The sequence below is a fragment of the Paenibacillus sp. J22P51 genome (genome assembly GCF_059692215.1).
Genome location: NZ_JCAUAZ010000023.1, coordinates 48,333 through 66,891, shown reverse-complemented (window position 1 = coordinate 66,891; position 18,559 = coordinate 48,333). Strand labels below are relative to the sequence as shown.

Annotated in this window: 21 protein-coding genes; 13 read left to right on the top strand and 8 right to left on the bottom strand. The window is 47.1% G+C overall.

Annotated elements, in window-relative coordinates:
- Positions 1–142 precede the first annotated feature (142 nt).
- On the top strand, positions 143–619 hold the full coding sequence (locus AC58QC_RS28575) for a GyrI-like domain-containing protein (protein ID WP_497418416.1): 477 nt from the start codon (positions 143–145) through the stop codon (positions 617–619).
- A gap of 75 nt (positions 620–694) precedes the next feature.
- Here AC58QC_RS28575 and AC58QC_RS28570 read toward each other — a convergent pair whose 3' ends face one another.
- Positions 695–1,672 carry an aldo/keto reductase gene (locus AC58QC_RS28570; protein ID WP_497418415.1) on the bottom strand — a complete coding sequence of 326 codons (978 nt, stop codon included), beginning with the start codon at positions 1,670–1,672 and terminating at the stop codon, positions 695–697.
- A 233-nt stretch (positions 1,673–1,905) separates the two neighbouring features.
- Here AC58QC_RS28570 and acpS point away from each other — a divergent pair, with 233 nt between their 5' ends.
- The gene (gene acpS / locus AC58QC_RS28565) at positions 1,906–2,292 is read left to right on the top strand and encodes a holo-ACP synthase (RefSeq protein ID WP_497418414.1); all 387 of its coding nucleotides are present in this window, start codon (positions 1,906–1,908) and stop codon (positions 2,290–2,292) included.
- A 408-nt stretch (positions 2,293–2,700) separates the two neighbouring features.
- Here acpS and AC58QC_RS28560 read toward each other — a convergent pair whose 3' ends face one another.
- Complete coding sequence (locus tag AC58QC_RS28560) at positions 2,701–3,303, bottom strand: hypothetical protein (RefSeq protein ID WP_497418413.1); 603 nt, start codon at positions 3,301–3,303, stop codon at positions 2,701–2,703.
- Positions 3,304–3,402: 99 nt separating this feature from the next.
- On the opposite strand from AC58QC_RS28560, the gene mutY reads away from it, so the two are divergent.
- The gene (gene mutY, locus AC58QC_RS28555; RefSeq protein ID WP_497418412.1) at positions 3,403–4,527 is read left to right on the top strand and encodes an A/G-specific adenine glycosylase; all 1,125 of its coding nucleotides are present in this window, start codon (positions 3,403–3,405) and stop codon (positions 4,525–4,527) included.
- Between the two features lie 35 nt (positions 4,528–4,562).
- Here mutY and AC58QC_RS28550 read toward each other — a convergent pair whose 3' ends face one another.
- On the bottom strand, positions 4,563–5,243 hold the full coding sequence (locus AC58QC_RS28550) for a Crp/Fnr family transcriptional regulator (RefSeq protein WP_497418411.1): 681 nt from the start codon (positions 5,241–5,243) through the stop codon (positions 4,563–4,565).
- A 198-nt stretch (positions 5,244–5,441) separates the two neighbouring features.
- Here AC58QC_RS28550 and AC58QC_RS28545 point away from each other — a divergent pair, with 198 nt between their 5' ends.
- Positions 5,442–5,789 (top strand): DUF805 domain-containing protein, encoded by a 348-nt coding sequence (locus AC58QC_RS28545; RefSeq protein ID WP_497418410.1) that lies wholly within the window; start codon positions 5,442–5,444, stop codon positions 5,787–5,789.
- 63 nt (positions 5,790–5,852) lie between these two features.
- On the opposite strand, the gene AC58QC_RS28540 is transcribed toward AC58QC_RS28545, so the two are convergent.
- From AC58QC_RS28540 to AC58QC_RS28520, 5 genes are all read right to left on the bottom strand, one after another.
- On the bottom strand, positions 5,853–6,464 hold the full coding sequence (locus AC58QC_RS28540; protein WP_497366246.1) for a superoxide dismutase: 612 nt from the start codon (positions 6,462–6,464) through the stop codon (positions 5,853–5,855).
- 96 nt (positions 6,465–6,560) lie between these two features.
- Positions 6,561–6,779: a mother cell protein YfhS gene (yfhS, locus tag AC58QC_RS28535; protein WP_497418409.1), complete on the bottom strand. Its 219-nt coding sequence runs from the start codon at positions 6,777–6,779 to the stop codon at positions 6,561–6,563.
- Positions 6,780–6,849: 70 nt separating this feature from the next.
- Positions 6,850–7,974: a Ger(x)C family spore germination protein gene (locus tag AC58QC_RS28530; protein ID WP_497418408.1), complete on the bottom strand. Its 1,125-nt coding sequence runs from the start codon at positions 7,972–7,974 to the stop codon at positions 6,850–6,852.
- On the bottom strand, positions 7,971–9,071 hold the full coding sequence (locus AC58QC_RS28525) for a GerAB/ArcD/ProY family transporter (protein ID WP_497418407.1): 1,101 nt from the start codon (positions 9,069–9,071) through the stop codon (positions 7,971–7,973). Before AC58QC_RS28525 ends, AC58QC_RS28530 begins: the two co-directional genes overlap by 4 nt.
- On the bottom strand, positions 9,068–10,585 hold the full coding sequence (locus AC58QC_RS28520) for a spore germination protein (protein ID WP_497418428.1): 1,518 nt from the start codon (positions 10,583–10,585) through the stop codon (positions 9,068–9,070). The genes AC58QC_RS28525 and AC58QC_RS28520 overlap by 4 nt, the downstream gene beginning before the upstream one ends.
- Positions 10,586–10,941: 356 nt before the next feature.
- Between AC58QC_RS28520 and AC58QC_RS28515 the strand changes: the two genes are divergently transcribed.
- From AC58QC_RS28515 to AC58QC_RS28475, 9 genes are all read left to right on the top strand, one after another.
- Entirely contained in the window at positions 10,942–11,373 is a 432-nt protein-coding gene (locus AC58QC_RS28515) for a GNAT family N-acetyltransferase (RefSeq protein ID WP_497418406.1), read from the top strand.
- Between the two features lie 143 nt (positions 11,374–11,516).
- Entirely contained in the window at positions 11,517–12,071 is a 555-nt protein-coding gene (locus AC58QC_RS28510; RefSeq protein WP_497418405.1) for a DUF402 domain-containing protein, read from the top strand.
- Positions 12,072–12,671 carry a signal peptidase I gene (gene lepB, locus AC58QC_RS28505; protein ID WP_497418404.1) on the top strand — a complete coding sequence of 200 codons (600 nt, stop codon included), beginning with the start codon at positions 12,072–12,074 and terminating at the stop codon, positions 12,669–12,671.
- A 273-nt stretch (positions 12,672–12,944) separates the two neighbouring features.
- Positions 12,945–14,135, top strand: a complete 1,191-nt coding sequence (queG, locus tag AC58QC_RS28500; protein WP_497418403.1) for a tRNA epoxyqueuosine(34) reductase QueG — start codon at positions 12,945–12,947, stop codon at positions 14,133–14,135.
- A 1-nt stretch (position 14,136) separates the two neighbouring features.
- Entirely contained in the window at positions 14,137–14,673 is a 537-nt protein-coding gene (locus tag AC58QC_RS28495) for a methylated-DNA--[protein]-cysteine S-methyltransferase (RefSeq protein WP_497418402.1), read from the top strand.
- Between the two features lie 34 nt (positions 14,674–14,707).
- Positions 14,708–15,739 carry an HD-GYP domain-containing protein gene (locus tag AC58QC_RS28490; RefSeq protein ID WP_497418401.1) on the top strand — a complete coding sequence of 344 codons (1,032 nt, stop codon included), beginning with the start codon at positions 14,708–14,710 and terminating at the stop codon, positions 15,737–15,739.
- Positions 15,740–15,817: 78 nt separating this feature from the next.
- On the top strand, positions 15,818–16,039 hold the full coding sequence (locus AC58QC_RS28485; RefSeq protein ID WP_028555371.1) for a YneF family protein: 222 nt from the start codon (positions 15,818–15,820) through the stop codon (positions 16,037–16,039).
- Between the two features lie 25 nt (positions 16,040–16,064).
- Positions 16,065–16,652 (top strand): GTP cyclohydrolase I FolE, encoded by a 588-nt coding sequence (folE, locus tag AC58QC_RS28480; protein WP_497418400.1) that lies wholly within the window; start codon positions 16,065–16,067, stop codon positions 16,650–16,652.
- A gap of 266 nt (positions 16,653–16,918) precedes the next feature.
- The gene (locus AC58QC_RS28475) at positions 16,919–18,244 is read left to right on the top strand and encodes a deoxyguanosinetriphosphate triphosphohydrolase family protein (protein ID WP_497418399.1); all 1,326 of its coding nucleotides are present in this window, start codon (positions 16,919–16,921) and stop codon (positions 18,242–18,244) included.
- The last annotated feature ends 315 nt before the right edge of the window (positions 18,245–18,559 follow it).

Sequence of the window (18,559 nt, the reverse complement as noted above, 5' to 3'; positions counted from 1 at the left end):
ATAAGTGACATGTTAAAAAGCCCCTTCGAGGGGCTTTTTGTGCGTAAAATACCCTTAATTTGTAAATGCAAGGTATAATCAGGATAGGTGTATCTTAGTTAGGCAATTCATTACCTCAACAACTATTATGGAGGCGGATATTGTGGAACTCACGAATGAGTATGTACTTGTCACGAAAGCGTCTTTTCATGCAGTAGGTTTGAAATGGGAGGGCACATTTGCTGAAGCCGGGGCAGGGGGTATACGGATCATTCAAACTGAAATGAAGAATCGCGTACAAGAGATCAATCACATTCTTCATCCAGAAACGTTACTGGGTCTGTCCTATCATGTCACGGAGGGCAGATTTACGCATTATGCCGTTGTTGAGGTTGAAAAGGTAGGAGACATCCCAGAAGGTATGATAACAATTCATATTCCTACGTTAACTTATGTGAAGTTTGAGCATAAAAGAGGTCAGAATATTGATGCTTCCTATACAAATATATTTACTTGGATTGAGAATATGGGCTATAAGCTGAACAAAAGAGACGTTACTCATTTTGAGGAATATCCCATGCATCATGACCGATACACGAAAGATCCTGAATTCACCATTATGATACCTATTGAACAATAATCCGATTTTTGTTCCTATTTAGATCATAAAAAAGAGACCCGAGGCATCGCCTCAGGTCTTCTTTATTTCCAACAACTAGGGCATACGCGCTCCGCGGGAGCTTTCTAGAAGCGCGTACCATTCTTCACGCGTCATGCTCTCCGAGATGCGGACCGCGTCCTCACAAGCGATGATACGCTGAGCGGAGGAAGTTCCGATGACCGGCTGGATGCGAGCCGGATGCTTCATGAGCCAGCCAAGCACGATGGCTTCTGGCGTTGTTTCTTTCTCAGTGGCCAGCTTCTGAACAAGCGCAGCCGTTTTCTTGACGGTGTCAGGTGCATCCTCAATCGCACGACCCGAGAATTTACCTTTGGCGAGTGGACCCCATGCCTGAATTTGAATGTCGTTCATCTGGCAATGTTCGAGGATGCCATCGGCAAAATTGATGCTTGTTCCGGCTTTTTGATTCACCAGAATGCCTTGTTCAACCCAATCCAAGCGTGCCAAGCTCATCTCCAATTGGTTTACGACAAGCGGTTCTGGAAGTGAGTTTTGAATGAAGCGCATTTGTGCGGAAGTCATGTTGGATACGCCGAAATGGCGCACCTTACCCGCAGAGCGCAAGGTATTGAAAGCTTCCGCAATCTCTTCAGGCTCCATAAGCGGATCTGGGCGATGAAGCAGCAGAATGTCGATGTGCTCAACCCCAAGACGACCAAGAATACCATCGACAGAGCTTAGGATGTGATTTTTGCTAAAATCAAACCGCTGTGGATTCAGATCATCTTGAAAGCGAATCCCACATTTCGATTGTAAAATGATTTGGTCGCGCAAATCAGGTCTATTCTTGAGCACCTGACCGAAAACGGTCTCGGAATTCCCTCTTTTATAAATGTCAGCATGATCGAACATCGTAATGCCAATCGATAATGCAGCTTCTACGGCTTTTTCAGCTGTGATGTAATCTTCCTTTGTTAATGGATTTCCGACCCAATCTCCGCCTAGTCCCATACATCCAAATACGATTCGGCTGTTTGAAATCCCGCGTCTTTCCAATGGCATGATTTTCACTATGTTGGCCTCCTAGCTATAAGTTCTAAGCCTAGTATAAACCCTGTTGAAGATTGACATAAGAGCTGAAAATAGGGTTACTTACTTACCTCAACGTAAGCTGTGATACTGCAAGATGGTCATTGTGGCTCCAAAAAGCAGTCATCACAATGCCTTTCCCTTGACCTTAGGCGAGGAATCGGTTAAATTGTACGCAAAGCGCAACTGTCAGAAGAAGAGAGGCTCGGTCGGATATGATTATTGGGGTCGGAACGGATTTAGTTGAAATCGCGCGATTGCGCAAAATGTTAGAGGGGTCTTCAGGCGATCGGTTTCTGGAGCGGATTTTGACGCCTGCGGAACGGGAGTTGGCGGAGAAGCGCCGTGGACGACTCGCGGAGTTTGTTTCAGGTCGTTTTGCTGCGAAGGAAGCGATCGTGAAAGCCATCGGCTGCGGTATCGGTAAACAGATCGGTTTTCAAGATGTAGAAGTGCTGCCGAATTCGCTAGGGAAACCGGTCTGCTATGTGAAAGAGGAGGCCCTGCTGCGAGCAGGACTAAAAGGCAGCCACCGTATCCATATCAGCATCACGCATACGGAATCAATGGCTGCCGCTTATGCAATTGTGGAGCAGCTGTGAGTATAGCTGATGCATAGTTTGTGCATGAAGCTGCCCGCATCCGAAGCAAATAACTGTATTTTCTGCATCTAAATTTGTGTGAAATCGGGGCTTTCAGCAAATAGATGGATTTCCTCCAGCTAATTTGAGCTGATTTCCCCCAAGTGGCACTATTTGCCGAAAATAGATGGAGAAAATCCATCTAAACAATTAAAACCGTGGATTTCTCCGAAAATAACGGGATGTTTTCCAGTTATTTGGTGCAGTGCAGTGCTGCATGGTACAAGTGGTGGTACTGCTCGGAGCATGTGCATGGCATTTGTGCTTGTACTTGTACTTGTACTTGTACCTGTACCTGTACCCTGTACTCGGAGCATGCGCTTGTACATATGCTACTACTTGTTGCTAATCGTTGGACATGCCATCCCCTTACTTCCGCGCCCAAACTCGCAGCATATACCCACTCACGAGCAGGCTAATGCCGCCCATTCCCTCTAGAATGACACCCGAATAGCCTAAATACCACACGCCCATCACCGCGGTCAGCGCAAAAAGCCACAACCCCACATAAATCAGGGATCTGCCGAGCAGCAGCCCGACCTGAACGAACCCGATGGCGAGAAGAAACGCTCGCAAGATAGGAGCAAACAGCGGATTCACCGCGCCAATCGCCTCTAATAAAGCAACTGCTGCGATGAGCATGGCCCCTGGCAGCACCAGAAAGATCGGATGCCCCCATCCTGTGCGCTCGGAAGCATCATGTGCCCTGGTATCCCCGGCACCTAGGGACTTCCGCATCCCCCAGATTTGAATCAAGCTAGCCACCACCGCAGTGACAAAGGCCGCTTGCTTCAGCCAATCCAAATCGCGCCAGTAGATGGCGAAGTCAACCCCAGCGCTAAAAACCCACTCCGCACCCCAAATGAACAGCAGGGGAATCAGGCCATGAGCTTCTCGCAGCCAGTCTCTTCTTTTATTTTCTAATTGTTGTTGCCTAGTCTGAGTCAAATCAGATTGCTTCGACGTTTGCATACATTCACCTCTAGTTTTATGTTCCGCACTTCTCGTATAATGGTACCATGTCCATTCATCCATTATAACTTGAACGTGCCCCATAGAGAAGGAGAGCTCATGTACAGCGAAGAACAGAAGATGTATTTTTCCAAGAACCTCTTGGATTGGTACCAGACACATAAACGTGATTTACCATGGCGAAGAAGTAAAAACCCTTATTATATATGGATTTCCGAAGTGATGCTGCAGCAAACACGCGTGGATACCGTGATTCCGTATTTCCATCGGTTCGTGGATCAATTTCCAACCGTTGAGGCTTTGGCAACAGCGCCAGAGGAAAATGTGCTCAAAGCTTGGGAAGGACTCGGCTACTACTCGCGAGCGAGAAATCTGCAAACAGCCGTCAGAGAAGTGCACGAACGCTACGACGGTGTTGTCCCTGCGAATAAAGAGGAAATCTCCGCACTCAAAGGCGTAGGACCCTACACCTCAGGGGCGATCCTCAGTATCGCCTACAATAAGCCAGAGCCGGCTGTTGACGGCAACGTGATGCGGGTGCTTTCGCGCTATTTTCTCATCGAAGAAGATATTATGAAGCCATCCACTCGGACGATCATGGAAAAGTTGGCGCGAGAGCTCATCTTGGAGGGGACCGCAAGCGACTTTAACCAAGCGCTCATGGAGCTGGGAGCTATGGTGTGTACGCCGAGGTCACCGCACTGCTTGACGTGCCCTGTAATGGCACACTGTTCGGCACGTGAGGCTGGCATGGAAGAAGCCCTGCCCATCAAAAAGAAAGCCAAACCGCCCCGTCCAGAGCTGCGGGCAGTGGCTTTCATTGAAGGTACGGGTGAGCATGCAGGCAAATGGTTGATCAGACAGCGCCCGCAAGAGGGGCTGCTCGCTCGGATGTGGGAGCTCCCGCATATCGCGTGGACGACATCAGGATGGCATTCCGATGAGGACAACATGTCCGAGCTTCGCGGGGCGCTTGCCGAGCAGGAGCAAATCGGGATTCAACCTGATGAGTGGTTCATGGATACCGAGCATATTTTCAGCCATATTGTGTGGAAAATGAAGGTATACCGCGCAAAGCTTGGAGACGCAAATCGGCCAAGTACGGGGGAGGAATGGATCCCGTTCCATTATCGTTGGGTAGGTCCAGAGGATCTCCAGAACTATGCATTTCCGAATGTGTTCGTACGGATCATGAAAGAATGGCAAGAGCGTATTGAAGTGTAGTTACTTAGTACGTGTAGTTAGTAGTACCACAATGATTACCGAATTTCGGCCTGAATGGCCTCGATATTTTTTAACGTTATTAACTTCTTATCAATGTGTATGAGCTCATCATCCAGCAATTCCTGCAATACCTTAGTGACAGACTCCCGCACCGTGCCCACTAAGTTGGCCAGCTGCTGGTGAGTCAGCTTAACATCAATGAGTAAACCGTCTGACGTAGCGATCCCGTGCTGCTCTGACAGGCGAAGGATCGTTTTAATAATACGTGATCGAACCCCAAGGAACGTCAAATCATAGATTTGATCATTGGCATGGCGCAACCGTTGCATTGTCGTTTCCAGGAGCTTTAGGCATAGCCTAGGGCTCTTTTCCATGAAGGTAGTGAAATCCGTGCGGTTGAGCACATAAAGTGTGCAAGAAGCCATCGTTTCAGCCGTTGCCGAACGAGTCATCCCACTGCTGAGCAGTGACATCTCTCCGAAAAAGTCCCCATCACGAAACAGGGCCAGTGTGACCTCTTTCGCCTCGTCCAATCGATAAATTTTTACTACGCCAGATTGGATCAAGAATAATTCTTCACCAACTTCGCCCTCTTCAAAAAGTATGGTTTCCTTCTTTACTTTCTTTTCCGTAAATAAAGGGGCAATCCCGATCAGATCTTCTTCCGAAAGCTCTTGAAACAAGGGGACATGCTGAAGTAAAGGTATGATGGTCAAGGGCTCGTCAACTCTTTCCGGTTGTAGATTCATATACCGTTATCGTACAACTTCGTTTTGTTGGCGTAAAGAGAAAAGCGAAAGAATGTTACTGCGTTGGAAAAGATGTATGAGATGCATCGAATTGGAATATGAATGGGAGAATGTAGATTATCCGAGGATATCGTTCGTTGATTACATGAAAAGGAGTCGTTGCAGATGGAATGGTATGTGAAGGTGTTATCGAATTATGTAGGGTTTGCAGGCAGAGCAAGACGGAAGGAATATTGGATGTTCGTGCTGTTCAATATTATCATTTCTATTGGTATTGCTATCGTCGAGTCCATTATCGGAATGGATAAGCTCTTGTCAGGTATTTATTCTTTAGCAGTCCTGTTACCTTCTCTAGCCGTAGCCTTTCGTCGATTGCATGACACGGGTAAAAGCGGGTGGTGGTTATTGATTAGCTTAATTCCCTTGATTGGCTCCATTATTTTACTTGTATTCTTCTGTCAAGATAGTGACGACTATGATAATCAATATGGTCCAAATCCGAAGAGAGAATAAGAGTTCCGAGAATAAGGCACATAGAACGCAAAAAAGCGACCCGAGAGGGTCGCTTTTCACGTATTACTTCGCTGCGTCGTAACGTTTGCTAACTTCGTTCCAGTTAACAACGTTCCAGAAAGCTGCGATGTAGTCAGGGCGTTTGTTTTGGTAGTTCAGATAGTAAGCATGCTCCCAAACATCAAGACCAAGAACCGGCGTTTCGCCTTCCATGATCGGGCTGTCTTGGTTCGGCAAGCTGTACACTTTCAATTTACCAGCTTTGTCAACAGCTAGGAAAGCCCAGCCAGAGCCAAAACGTGTTGTAGCTGCAGCAGCGAAGTCTGCTTTGAATTTATCAAAGCCGCCAAGCTCGCTGTCAATTGCAGCTGCTAGTGCGCCTGTAGGTGCTCCGCCAGCTTCTGGTCCGATTGTTTCCCAGAATAGGGAGTGGTTAGCGTGTCCGCCACCATTGTTACGAACTGCTGTGCGGATATCTTCAGGAAGGCTGTTTAGGTCAGCGATCAGGTCATTTAGGGATTTGTCATGCAGAGCTGGATGTTTGTCCAAAGCTGCATTTAGGTTTGTTACATATGCGTTATGGTGACGATCGTGATGGATTTCCATTGTTTTTGCATCGATGTGCGGCTCAAGAGCGTCGTTTGCGTACGGAAGAGCGGGTAGTTGATGTGCCATTGAATAAATACCTCCTAAAAATTATGTAGTTTCAATTTCATTATGAAGGAACACAGCTAATAAAGCAACATATGTGTTTACTAAGTCTGCAGTCCATCAGATGCCGCGACGCTCCATTTCTCGTGTGATTTGATTGTGCATGGCCGTATCCTGCTCGTGTAGATAAGGAGATAAGTCGCTCATGGTGCGGTGAAGCTGGAGCAGCTCGATTTCGGTCCATTCTTCGGGCTTTTTGGTGCTTAGAAACTGGAAATCAGGAATTTCACGGGGATACTCATGCGCCGTAAGCTCATGATCTAATTCTTTATCTGACATAGGTTTCACCTCTTTCTCATCGGAATATCCTCCTATAAGATGGTTTTTTTTCATACATCTCATTCATGCTCTATATGGTTTCGCCCATATTCTTTATTTTCGTCTTCACATGAATATTCACTTCGGCTTCTGAGAAGGCGTGTCCCCAATCATCCTGCACGTGCTCCCAAGCCTTGAATTGATAGCCGCGCCCATAAAGGCCTAGACCGATGGGATCAATTTCGTGCTTTTGCATGTTCTTAACCAGAGACTTCATCTTCGCTTCCAGCTGCTGATTGATCTCGGCTTCAAGTCTAGGCGCTTCATGCCTCACATCAATAGTGAAATATTTTTCGGTCAGTTGAATGGGCATCGAGAGCTCGATATCAAAATGGAACTTATTCTGTTCAAACGTGACATGAATGTCCCTTTTTAATCGTAAGGCGTAGAAGCTAATCGCACCTGTATCAAAAAGCGAATCGCCCTTCTCCTTAGGGATCACGACGGTTAAGCTGAGATTGCTTTGCTTCTCATTTTGCAGCATTAGTAGAAGTTGATTTTCGTTGTGATCGAGGGTGTATGCATACTCTCCCTTTTTATTCAGTAACAGTGTGCCCGTCGCATCAACATCCTTATCTTTGCGCATGTTGGTTAAGTACGGCGTGATCCCTTTCTCAAACATTTGCCGATGGAGGTCAAATAGTGTTGTAACTTGCACCAGATTGTGCATATAAGCGGTATCCAGGAGTTTCGCAATATGCATCGACAATCTCCGTTTATCTCGGGGGGCAAATCGAATAATGTCCTCTACAGGGCCCTCGACGGCGATGACTCTGGCAGTTTCAGACATTTTCGGATCACGAAAAAACACATCCATCAATTTAAACCAGTCCTCATGGGCTAATATGCGCTTGCCAATCAGTATATTTTGAATTTTACCTCCGCCAATAAGCGCCGATACACGTCCCTCTATCTCGTTCCGTCCATCCTCTAAGGTAGTCGCTGTGACCTGTGTCACTTCATTTTTCTCTTTCGCCTCCTTGTTAAAGACGGGACTTGAAGCATAAATGACGAGTTTATTATCTTTATCTAAATCAAACCCCACCATAAGAGCAAGCGTCACATTTTCTAATGGCAGCTGATCTTTACAGCTAGACATGACGATGAACAGAGCGAATATCGGGAAAATAATAAGGCTTATTCGCATCGGCTTCATGGAGAGACCCTCCGTGAGATTCGGCGCATGCCGGCTAGAATGCCCCATAAGAGCGGTGGCATAACAAAAGCAATCCCGATGCCGATATTTTGAATAAAGCTGTTTAATTTCATACTGTCATTCCAGCCTGGATTCCAAATCCATGTGACAACGACCATAACGGTAAGTATGAGGAGGATGTGTAGTCGAGGTTGTCCCTTGATACCAAGCTGCTGGGTGCACATGACGGTAGCATACAGCATGGGAAGCCAGGTTCTCACAACAATGAGTAAATAGATGGCGAGAATTAGAATATCAAATCGTTCTAAGAAGCGAAACTCAATGATTTTAAATAACGAAATGAGCGTATTATGGTATTGCGTAATTTCATCCGGACTGAAATTGACAAAAGCAATTATCGTATACAACACGTAAACAAAGAAAGTTATTGAATTCGCAATAATGATGCCGGTGGAGGCAGAACTTTTTTTTTCTAAATACGGGTATAGAAAGAAAGCAATCTCAAACCCAAAAAACGCTAGAATGGTAGATTTAACTGTCTGGAGTATCGGCATCCAGCCATGTTTCAGAATCGGGAGCAGATGAATCCATTGGGCATTCTTGAACAAATAGAGACCAGCCATGATGAGGGTCACGGAAAGGAAAAGGAGAATTTCAGAATAGCGGCCAATGATACGAAAGCCTCCCTTGGTAATCATATAAGCGGGAAGGAGAAAAAGCAGCATGAGGATAGAGAGACTGGTTTGCTGCATAATCCAATTCTGAATGAGAAGGGCCATCCGATGATAGATTAAGTAAATAAGAATAAGGAAGTAGAAGGAAAACACAACCATGCCGATTTTTCCAGCCCACTTGCCAAAGTAGTGACTTAGTAAGTCTATGATAGTGCCGTCGGGGTGCCGTTTCATGATTTGAATGATAATAAGGCTGCTGGCAGTAGAAGCGAGCCATCCGATGATTAAGACAATCCATCCGTCGGTGCCGCAGCCTTTTGCAAGATCGCCAGGAAGAGGGATTAGGCCAACACCCAACTGAGCACTGTGAATAATCAAAATATACTGAAACAGCGTAATTTGATTGCCTTTTCCTGGCATCATGATGAATTATCTCCTTTCTGTTTTGTAGAACCATATCGTCGTTTTTGCAGTGAACGAACACTTTTGGGTCGATATACCATATTTTTGAGCGGCAGGCGGATGAAGACATCCTTCCAGTCCGCCATTCGCAGCGGTGCAATGGGAGAACTATACGGTTCTCCGAGTGATTTTAAGCTAACTAGATGAGCTAGGATGACCATTGCGCCTGCCATCATCCCAATAATGCCGTACATGGACGCGATCGTCATCATCGGAAAGCGAATTAATCGAACGGATGCCGCCATGTCATAATTGGGGAGGATGAAGGAGGCAACCGCCGTGGAAGCGACGACAACGACCATGAGATTGCTCACAATGCCCGCTTGAACCGCTGCTTGCCCAATGACAATGCCTCCTACAATCCCCACAGTTTGGCCAATGGGTGCAGGTAGACGAACGCCAGCCTCCCTCAGCATTTCGAGCATAATCTCCATAATGAGCGCCTCTATAAAAGCAGGAAAGGGAACAGCTGATCGAAACTCACCAATCGACAAAATCAAATCCAAGGGAATGAGTTCATGGTTAAATGAAATACAGGCAATGTAGAAAGCAGGTAGAAACGCTGCAATGATACAGGCGAAGAAACGAAGTAGTCGAAAGAATGTAGCAACGGGCCAACGCGTACTGTAATCATCTATACCCTGGAAGAAGGCAGCTAGCCCTGCTGGTGCAATTAGTACACTGGAGGATCGATCTACGACAACACAATATCGCCCTTGCAGCAGCTGAGATGCGGCAGTGTCTGGACGTTCGGTTGTAATCATTTGCGGGAACAAAGAGAAGGGATTATCTTCAATCAACTCCGCCAGCTCGCCTGTATTTAAAATGCAATCTACCTGTAAGCTCGAGATGCGACGCTCCAATTCAAGACGTATTTCAGGAAGTGCAACATCTTCTAAATACAGGATGGATACTTTGCTTTTGGTCCTTTTTCCGACATAAAGTTCTTTGATCTTAAGCTCTCGGCTAGAGATGTATCGACGAATTAAGGCAATATTTTGACTACCAGTTTCGATGAAGCCTTGATGAGCACCTTTTAGCGAGGCTTCAATCTGAGAATCTGAGATCGCACGTTGAGGCCAGCCTTGTGTTTCTAACGCATAGGCATGGGCTTGCCCATCTATGAAAAGTATGCTGTAGCCGTGCAAAATGTCAGTTTCAACCGCCGCCCAGGCAATAAGGTGGCTGAGCTCCCCTAAAGCGACTGGCAACTCATCCTTGTCATCGCCAGTCGTGTGAAACATGAGCTGATGCAGGACATTATTGTTGATGGAATTTTTATCTACAAGTCCTTCGAGATAAGCCAGAGCTGCCTGAGCTCCGGATTGTTTATAAGTGAACGTACGAATGATCAAATCGGGTGTGTCGCTGAAAATCGTTTTGAGTTCATCTATATTTTCCGATAAGTTAGTGGTGATTTCGGCGATTCCGGGTGTTGGGGCTTCCTGGTGGTGTTCCGAGGTTTCCTCGATCATCCGATGAGCGACTTTTAATAAACGGCGGATTAGTTCCATATTCGACCATCCCATAAATTCTCAATTTCACTGTACTGACTTTCATTGTTCCTTGGTAGGTGACTTTTTATGCGTCTTAAAGGCAAAGCATCCTTGAGCAAAGGAGAGGTCAAAGGAACTAGAATAATCAGCAATAAATGAATCCATTTGTTTGAAAACGCTTGCATTTAAGCGCTTTCAAGAGAAATATCGAAAAAAACAAAGTTTTTTGTGAATTTCACCACAATTTCAGCAGGATTTCGGGTTTTTTTGTCGTATTTACTTCTTTACCAGAAAATTAATCTCTACAAATTAATATGGAATTGGGAGAGAACCGTATGCATGTTCGTTCATTTCAGCTTGGTGATACCTCTTCGGTTAAAGAACTTCTAGAAGACGTTCTGTCGGAAACCTGCTATGAGGAGACGATTGAAGCCTTCGCACGTCAGCTATCGTGGGACACGGAGCTCGTTTTAATCGCTCAAGAAGAAGAGCAAGTCGTAGGCATGATTATCGGTACGATTGATAATAACAATGGCTACTACTATAGGATCGCGGTCGCAACAGCATATCAACGTAAGGGTATTGGCAAAGCTTTGATCGAGGCAATGAAGCAGCGGTTTCTCGGGCGGAATGTAAAGAAAATTATGGTAACAGTTGATGTACACAATGAAATGGTGTTGCCTGTGTATGAGTCAGCTGGCTATAGCGCAGATGACTTTTCCAGAACTGCCCACAGGCTTAGTATTGTGAAGAAAGTAAGCGTGTAGTCTCTTGCGTGGCACAGTAAGGAAATAAATAGGTTTGGCTTATAGGAAGCATATCTGTGCCGCCATTGCAATTGGGGGTCAGATATGCTTTTCTAGTATAATAAGGTGTCGTTTCGGCAGCAATTTACAGAGGAGCTTTGAACATGGATAATTTCACGCCGTATGTGATAAAAAGCTTCAAACACGACGGGCATCTACATCGCATGTGGCTGACCAATTGGCGGGTTCCTCCGAGTATGCTCCATGAAGAGCATCAGAAACAGGGCATGCTAGTGTTTATCAATAGTCAGACCAAGATTCAAGAAGCGGATGGCAAGGAGTGGGTCAGCCGCATACCAGGGGTTTCTTTTTTTATTCCGAAAATGTGGTTTAATATCGTTGCTCTGATGGAGGAGTCTGGGGTGCGCTATTACTGTAATGTAGCCTCACCGATGTATGTCACTCAGCAGGTGTTAACCTATATCGACTATGATCTGGATGTCATCCGGTTGCCGGATCGTACTGTACATATTGTGGATCAAGATGAATACGAGCGTCATAAGCTGGGCTACCACTACTCGGCTCTTGTGGAGACGAAGGTGAAGGAAGGGCTTGCAGCGCTGCTGGCTTTAGTTAATGAGGACAAGCCGCCTTTCCAGGATGACATGGTGATCTATTATTACGAGCAATGGGAAAAATATAAGAGTGGAGGCGGTTGAATGAGCTTCTTCGTAGGTCGCGAAGATACCAAAAGGAACGTTTCTACGCCAGGGCATGTTCAAGAATCGAGAAGCTTCACGCATGAGCTGTGGGATTGGACGAAATCCATTCTCGTAGCTCTTCTTGTTGTTATCATTGTGCATCAATTTGGATTTAACTTGTCAACTGTTCGCGGTCATTCGATGGACCCAACACTCCGTGAAGGTGAGTGGCTGTTTGTGAATAAAGCCATCACGTATTTGAAGGCACCAAAGCGAGGAGAAATCGTTATTCTCGAGGAGCCAGAGAAGTTAGCGTTACCTCAGCACCCGTTGTTGGTCAAAAGGGTCATTGCGATCGCAGGCGATGAGGTGCAGGGCCGGGCAGGGGCTTTATATGTGAATGGTGACAAGGTGACGGAACCGTACGCGGATACGCTCATTGAAGATGGGGATTTCGGACCTACAGCCGTCGGACAGGGGCAAATCTTCGTCATGGGCGATAATCGTCACCTGGCGGCGAGTGCAGACAGCCGCATGTTCGGGGTCATACCGACTAGTCTAGTTCAAGGACGAGCAGAGTTTGTGCTTTGGCCACTCGACATGGCCGGCAAGCTATAATCGAAAGTTACTCAAACGATTAAAACTATTTCAAATTCCTGTAAAAGTACAGAAATTTCGAACAATTACATTGCTGAAAGATCCAATTCCTGCAAATCTGCATGAATTTCCCATTTTATAACCTTAAAAAGCTCAAAGTGGCAATAATTCCTGCACTTTCGCAGGTATGGTATTGTCGATGGACAGATTTACATGCAAAAGGATGTACTTTTGCAGGAATTTCGTCTTAGACAATGAAGCTTTGCGTGATCGAAATGATTCGAAGAGAGTGAGGTGAGCAGGTTGGCGGTTTCCATTACAGAGAGAACAGATTGGCGTAAGCTGCAACAAGAGATCGTGGAAGCCGCGCCTTCTCTGGGTATTGATAAGATCGGCTTCACCTCCGCGGAGCCGTTCCACGAACTGAAGGACATCCTTCTCCGCCACAGGGAGAAGGGCTTCGAATCCGGCTTCGAGGAGCCGGATATCGAGAAGCGGGTACATCCCGAGCTGAGCTTCGACGCGCCGCGGTCGATCATTTCGATCGCGGTCGCGTACCCGTCGAAGCTGCCAAACCCGCCCCGATCCGAGCCGGGGGCTTATCGGGGCATGATCTCGCGCTCCTCGTGGGGGAGCGACTACCACGATGTGCTTCGCGACCGACTCGCGAAGCTGGAAGCGTACATCGCCGAGCGCGTGCCGGGGGCGAGACTGCAGAGCATGGTCGACACCGGTGCCCTGGTCGACCGCGCCGTCGCCGAACGTGCCGGTATCGGCTGGAGCGGCAAAAACTGCGCCGTCATCACCCCTGAATGGGGATCGTGGGTGTATTTGGGCGAAATGATCACGAACATCCCGTTCGAATCCGATATATCTATCATGGACCAATGCGGAGACTGCACGATATGCATTGACGCTTGTCCGACAGGGGCGCTAGTCGGCCCAGGGCAGCTCAATTCGAGTCGCTGCATCTCGTTCATCACACAGACCAAAGGGTATGTGGATGATGAATTCAAACGCAAGATCGGCAACCGACTCTACGGCTGTGATACGTGCCAGGTCGTTTGTCCGAAGAACAAGGGGATGAACTGGACGCATCATCCCGAGCTTACGCCTGACCCGGAGAAGGTCAAGCCGCTACTCATTCCCTTGCTCACGATGTCGAACAAGGATTTCAAAGAGCAGTACGGGCGCATCGCGGCATCTTGGCGCGGTAAAAAGCCGATCCAGCGCAACGCGATTATCGCGCTCGGTAATTTCAAGGACCTCACCGCGGTGCCGGTCCTTCAGGACTTGCTGCGAAGCGATCCTCGCCCGGAGATCCGGGCTGCCGCAGCGTGGGCGCTAGGGCGAATCGGCGGCGAGGAAGCTTGCCGCGCGCTTGAGAAAGCCGCTGCGGCTGAGCAAGAGCCGCAAGTACAGAAGGACATTGAGAAGGCCATTGCTGCACAGAACAGCCAAGAGGTGGCCGAACAGGAGGAATAGGATGAAACAGCCGCAGGAGAAAGTCTTGCTTACGTATACCGAGATCGACTCGCCCATCGGTCCTCTTGTCCTCATGGCATCTCCAAAAGGACTGTGCAAAGTGGAGTTCGGTACTTTTGAAAGTAATTGCCAGGGTCGCGAGGAGTGGGCTCGACGTTGGTATGGGGCGTTTGAGCTTAGCGAAAATGCGGAGCAGCTAGCGTCCGTAGCCGAGCAGTTATTGCAGTATTTTAAAAGAGAACGAGAGAGCTTTGAAGGGGAGATGGATCTCCAAGGGACTGATTTCCAGAAGCGCGTGTGGTTAGCCCTGCTAACGATCCCTTACGGAGAGACAGCGTCATATAAGCACATTGCTGAAGCTGTCGGTTCGCCAAAGGCTGTAAGAGCTTTAGGGGGCGCGAATAATCATAATCCCATTCCCGTTATTATCCCTTGTCATCGTATCATTGGAGCAAACGGCGACCTTGTAGGTTATGGAGGAGGACTTCCGACCAAAGTGCACTTATTGGATTTAGAACAACGAACCGTACTAGCGTAGAAGACAAACAATTACAACATGTGGAGTGAATCCTATGAAATATGTGCATTTGGATTCTGTGGAGCCTGGTCAATATCTGGGACGTACGATTTATGCCAGTAATGGGACTATTTTGCTTTCGGAGAATGTGCAGCTAACTGTATTTATGATCAATACACTGAATCGCATTGGCGTGACGATGATTTATATCAAGGACCCGAACCTGGAGGATGTGGAGATCCAAGAAATTCTTTCGGAAGAAACGAAGCGACTTGTCATGAGGCAGATGGGGCAGACGTTTGCATCTATTCAGTCGGGTAAAGAGTTTAATTCGCGCAACGTCAGCATGTCAGTCAATACGCTGCTGGATGAAATTATGAAGAATCGCGATGTCCTCGTGCAGCTGAATGATATCCGGACGCAGGATAATTCCATGTATGTTCATGCCATGAATGTGTGTATGATGTCTGTGCTCATCGGTATGAATATGGGGATGAATGCGACTCAATTGAAAGAGCTTGCCATGGGGGCGCTTCTGCACGATATAGGGAAAGTGGAGCTGCTAACAGACGATGATTCGGAGGATCCACGGAAGCATCATACGTGGCGCGGGTTTGAGCTTTTGAAGAACAAACGTGAGTTCAGTCTGCTCATAGCACACGTTGCGTTCCAGCATCATGAGGCGTTGAATGGGGAAGGTGTTCCTCGAGGGCTAATGAGTGAGGATATTCATCTCTATGCCAAAATAACTGCCGTCGCTAACATGTACGACAACTTGCTCTTTGATATGTCTGCGGGCCGCCGCAAGCTGCCTCATGAAGCCTGTGAATATATGCTGGCGCTGGCTGAGACGAAGTTGGATCGGGATGTGCTGATTCAATTCATGAAAATTGTCTCCATCTATCCTACGGGGACGTCGGTTAAGCTGACGAATCGGGAGACAGGCGTTGTCGTGGGGCAGCACAGAGGACTTCCAACGCGGCCGATCATTCGGATCGTGAAGCAGGATGCCACCGACAAGGTGCTTGAGATCAAAGAGGTCGATCTGGCCAAAGAAACGACTGTATTCATTGAACAGGTTCTTTAATTTGTAAACCGTGGAACAGTAATGATATGATAGAACAAGCATTCTATTCTAATTATGTACAAGCAGGGGGCATAGGTTATGTGGAGTTATTTGATTCCCATTCTCACGTTGATTGTTGGTTTGGTTGGCGGTTTCTTTATTGGTGTATTCTATTTGAAGAGACAGCTGGAGTCCATGCAGAACAATCCTGAAATGCTGGCCAAAATGGCGAAGCAAATGGGCTATAACATGAATAAGCAACAATTGAATAAAGCACAGCAAATGATGAAAAACCAAAACTTTAACCAAAAGCGGAAATAAGAAATAGGGTGGAGTGGTAGAGAAGATGGCATCCATCGATTACAAAAATGCATTAGTCGCGGAAAATCGCGAGCAGATCGAGAGTCATGTCCGTGAGATTTTGCGTTTGATTGGTGAAGATGTAGATCGGGAAGGTCTATTGGACACGCCAGCTCGTGTAACGCGTATGTATGAAGAGATTTTTGCAGGGTACGCGGCGGACCCTCGTGAAGTACTAGGCGTTACCTTCGATGAACAGCATGAAGAGCTGGTCATCATCAAAGATATCGTATATTACAGCCAGTGTGAGCACCATATGGCGCCTTTCTTTGGCAAAGTCCATGTAGGTTACTTACCAAGCGGTAAAGTGGCTGGTCTTAGTAAATTTGCTCGTTTGGTTGATGTGGTTACACGCAAGCTGCAAGTACAAGAACGGATTACCTCGGAAATTGCCGACATTCTATTCGATGTGCTGAGGCCGCATGGCGTTATGGTTGTCGTTGAAGGCGAACATATGTGTATGTGTGCAAGAGGCGTGAAGAAATACGGCAGTCAAACTGTCACCTCCGCCGTACGCGGTTCGTTCCGTAAAGATTCAACACTTCGTTCGGAATTTCTATCTTTATTAAAATAATGTGAGCGCCGGGGAATGTGCATAAAGACAATGGTCTTGTGCATCATTCCCTTTTTTGTGCGTTAGGTGCAAGTTAGGCTTGTTGGGTATAGAGGAATATAGTATTGTTAAAAATTAATAATCCTTGCTATTTCGGCTAGATTTGAATAGTGACTATCGTACATGCTCTCGCATAAACTAATTGAAGAAAAATGGATGGTTTGGAGCAGCAGGATACTGGTGAGATCGGCGCCCTACAGCGCTAGAGGGCAAGAGGAGGCAAGCATATGAACAACATACGGAAATATCGGCCTGGTGAGGCAGCTTCCTCAAAATGGAGTGAAGAACGGGATGAATTTGAGCGGGATTATGCAAGGTTGATACAATCGCCAACTTTTCGGCGTCTGCAAGGGAAGTCACAGGTGTTCGGAGCCGGCTCAGGAGATTATTATCGGACGCGTCTGACGCATTCCTTGGAGGTCGCACAGATTGCCCGAGAAGTGGCGAAGCGGTTAGAGCGTACAAATCCCTTTTTGAGCAAAAGAGAGCATCCAGGCCTGATCATTGATCCGACCGTGGTGGAGTGTGCATCCATAGCGCATGACTTCGGTCACCCCCCTTTTGGACATAAAGGCGAAGAAGTGCTCAACCATATCCTGATGAAGGATCACGGTTTGAAATACGAAGGCAATGCGCAAAATTTTCGAATTCTTATGTTTCTTGAAAAAAGAGCAGGCAGCGAGAGCGGCCTAGATCTAACGGCAGCTGTGCTTCTCGGCATTAATAAGTATCCCTTCCTCATCGAAGAAGAGGGGCGTCTCAAGGGCGTATACGCGGCGGAGTGGGACATCATTCGTGAGCTGCGTGATGTGTGGAAGATGCCGGAGGGCTGCTCCACGCTCGAGGCTCAATTGATGGACTTGTGTGATGATATTGCATATTCCACCCACGATATTGAGGATGGTATTCGCGCAGGTAAAATCCAAATGAACGCCACCTTCTTCGAGGATCAACGCCTGATTCGACATCTTGTGATGGAGATATTGAATGACCCGAATCAGCACAAATTCGGCTGGGAGCAAGTTGATATTGAGCAAATGGTCAGACGCGTTTTGCATGATTATTTGGAGCAGTGGCAGCTTATTTTTGCCGAGTGCAACCGCGAGGAGTCCCGGACGCGCAGAGAGATGAAAGCTCGCTGGGTCAGCTCATTTGCGAGTCGCCTCGACATTATCGACGACACGGAACGGGGTTGGAAGAAAGTCGCCCTCGTCAGAGACGGCGCGGAGGATATGGACCTGCTGCGGACGATGGAAATTCTCAAAAAGCTGGCGTGGGTCACGCTGATCAAGGATTTCCGCGTCTTGCGCCTGCAAAAACGCAGTGAGATCATCGTCGAGCGCCTCTGGGACAGCTTCATCAATAAGGATAAGGGGCAGTGGATCATTCCGCCCGATTGGATCGATAGCTACGAGCGGCGCAGCAGCAATAGTAATTGGAGCTGGCCGCGCTTCGTCGCGGACTACATCTCAGGCATGACAGACGCGTATGCGGAGAAGGTCTATGCGGAGCTGTTTGCCAGCAAATCCGGCTCGATTTATGAGATGGATTGAGGTAACCAATAGATTAGATAAACCCGTCACTTACTCGCCACCCGCGCGAATAGATGGATTTACTACAGTTAATCTAGCTGGTTTCTCTCATTTCGGAGGTATAGATGGATTTTGTACAGTTAATTCAAGGTATTTTAGGGAAATGGGCGAAAACCGCCTAAATTAACTGGAGGTTTTCCAACTATTTTTAATATTCAATGTAACAAGACGAAATTAACTGTAGGTTTTCCAGTTAAGTTTGTTTACGATGAACGTGACGCGGCTTTGATAATGAAATGTGAGAGATAAGAGGTAAGCGCAGCTTACCTTTTTCGT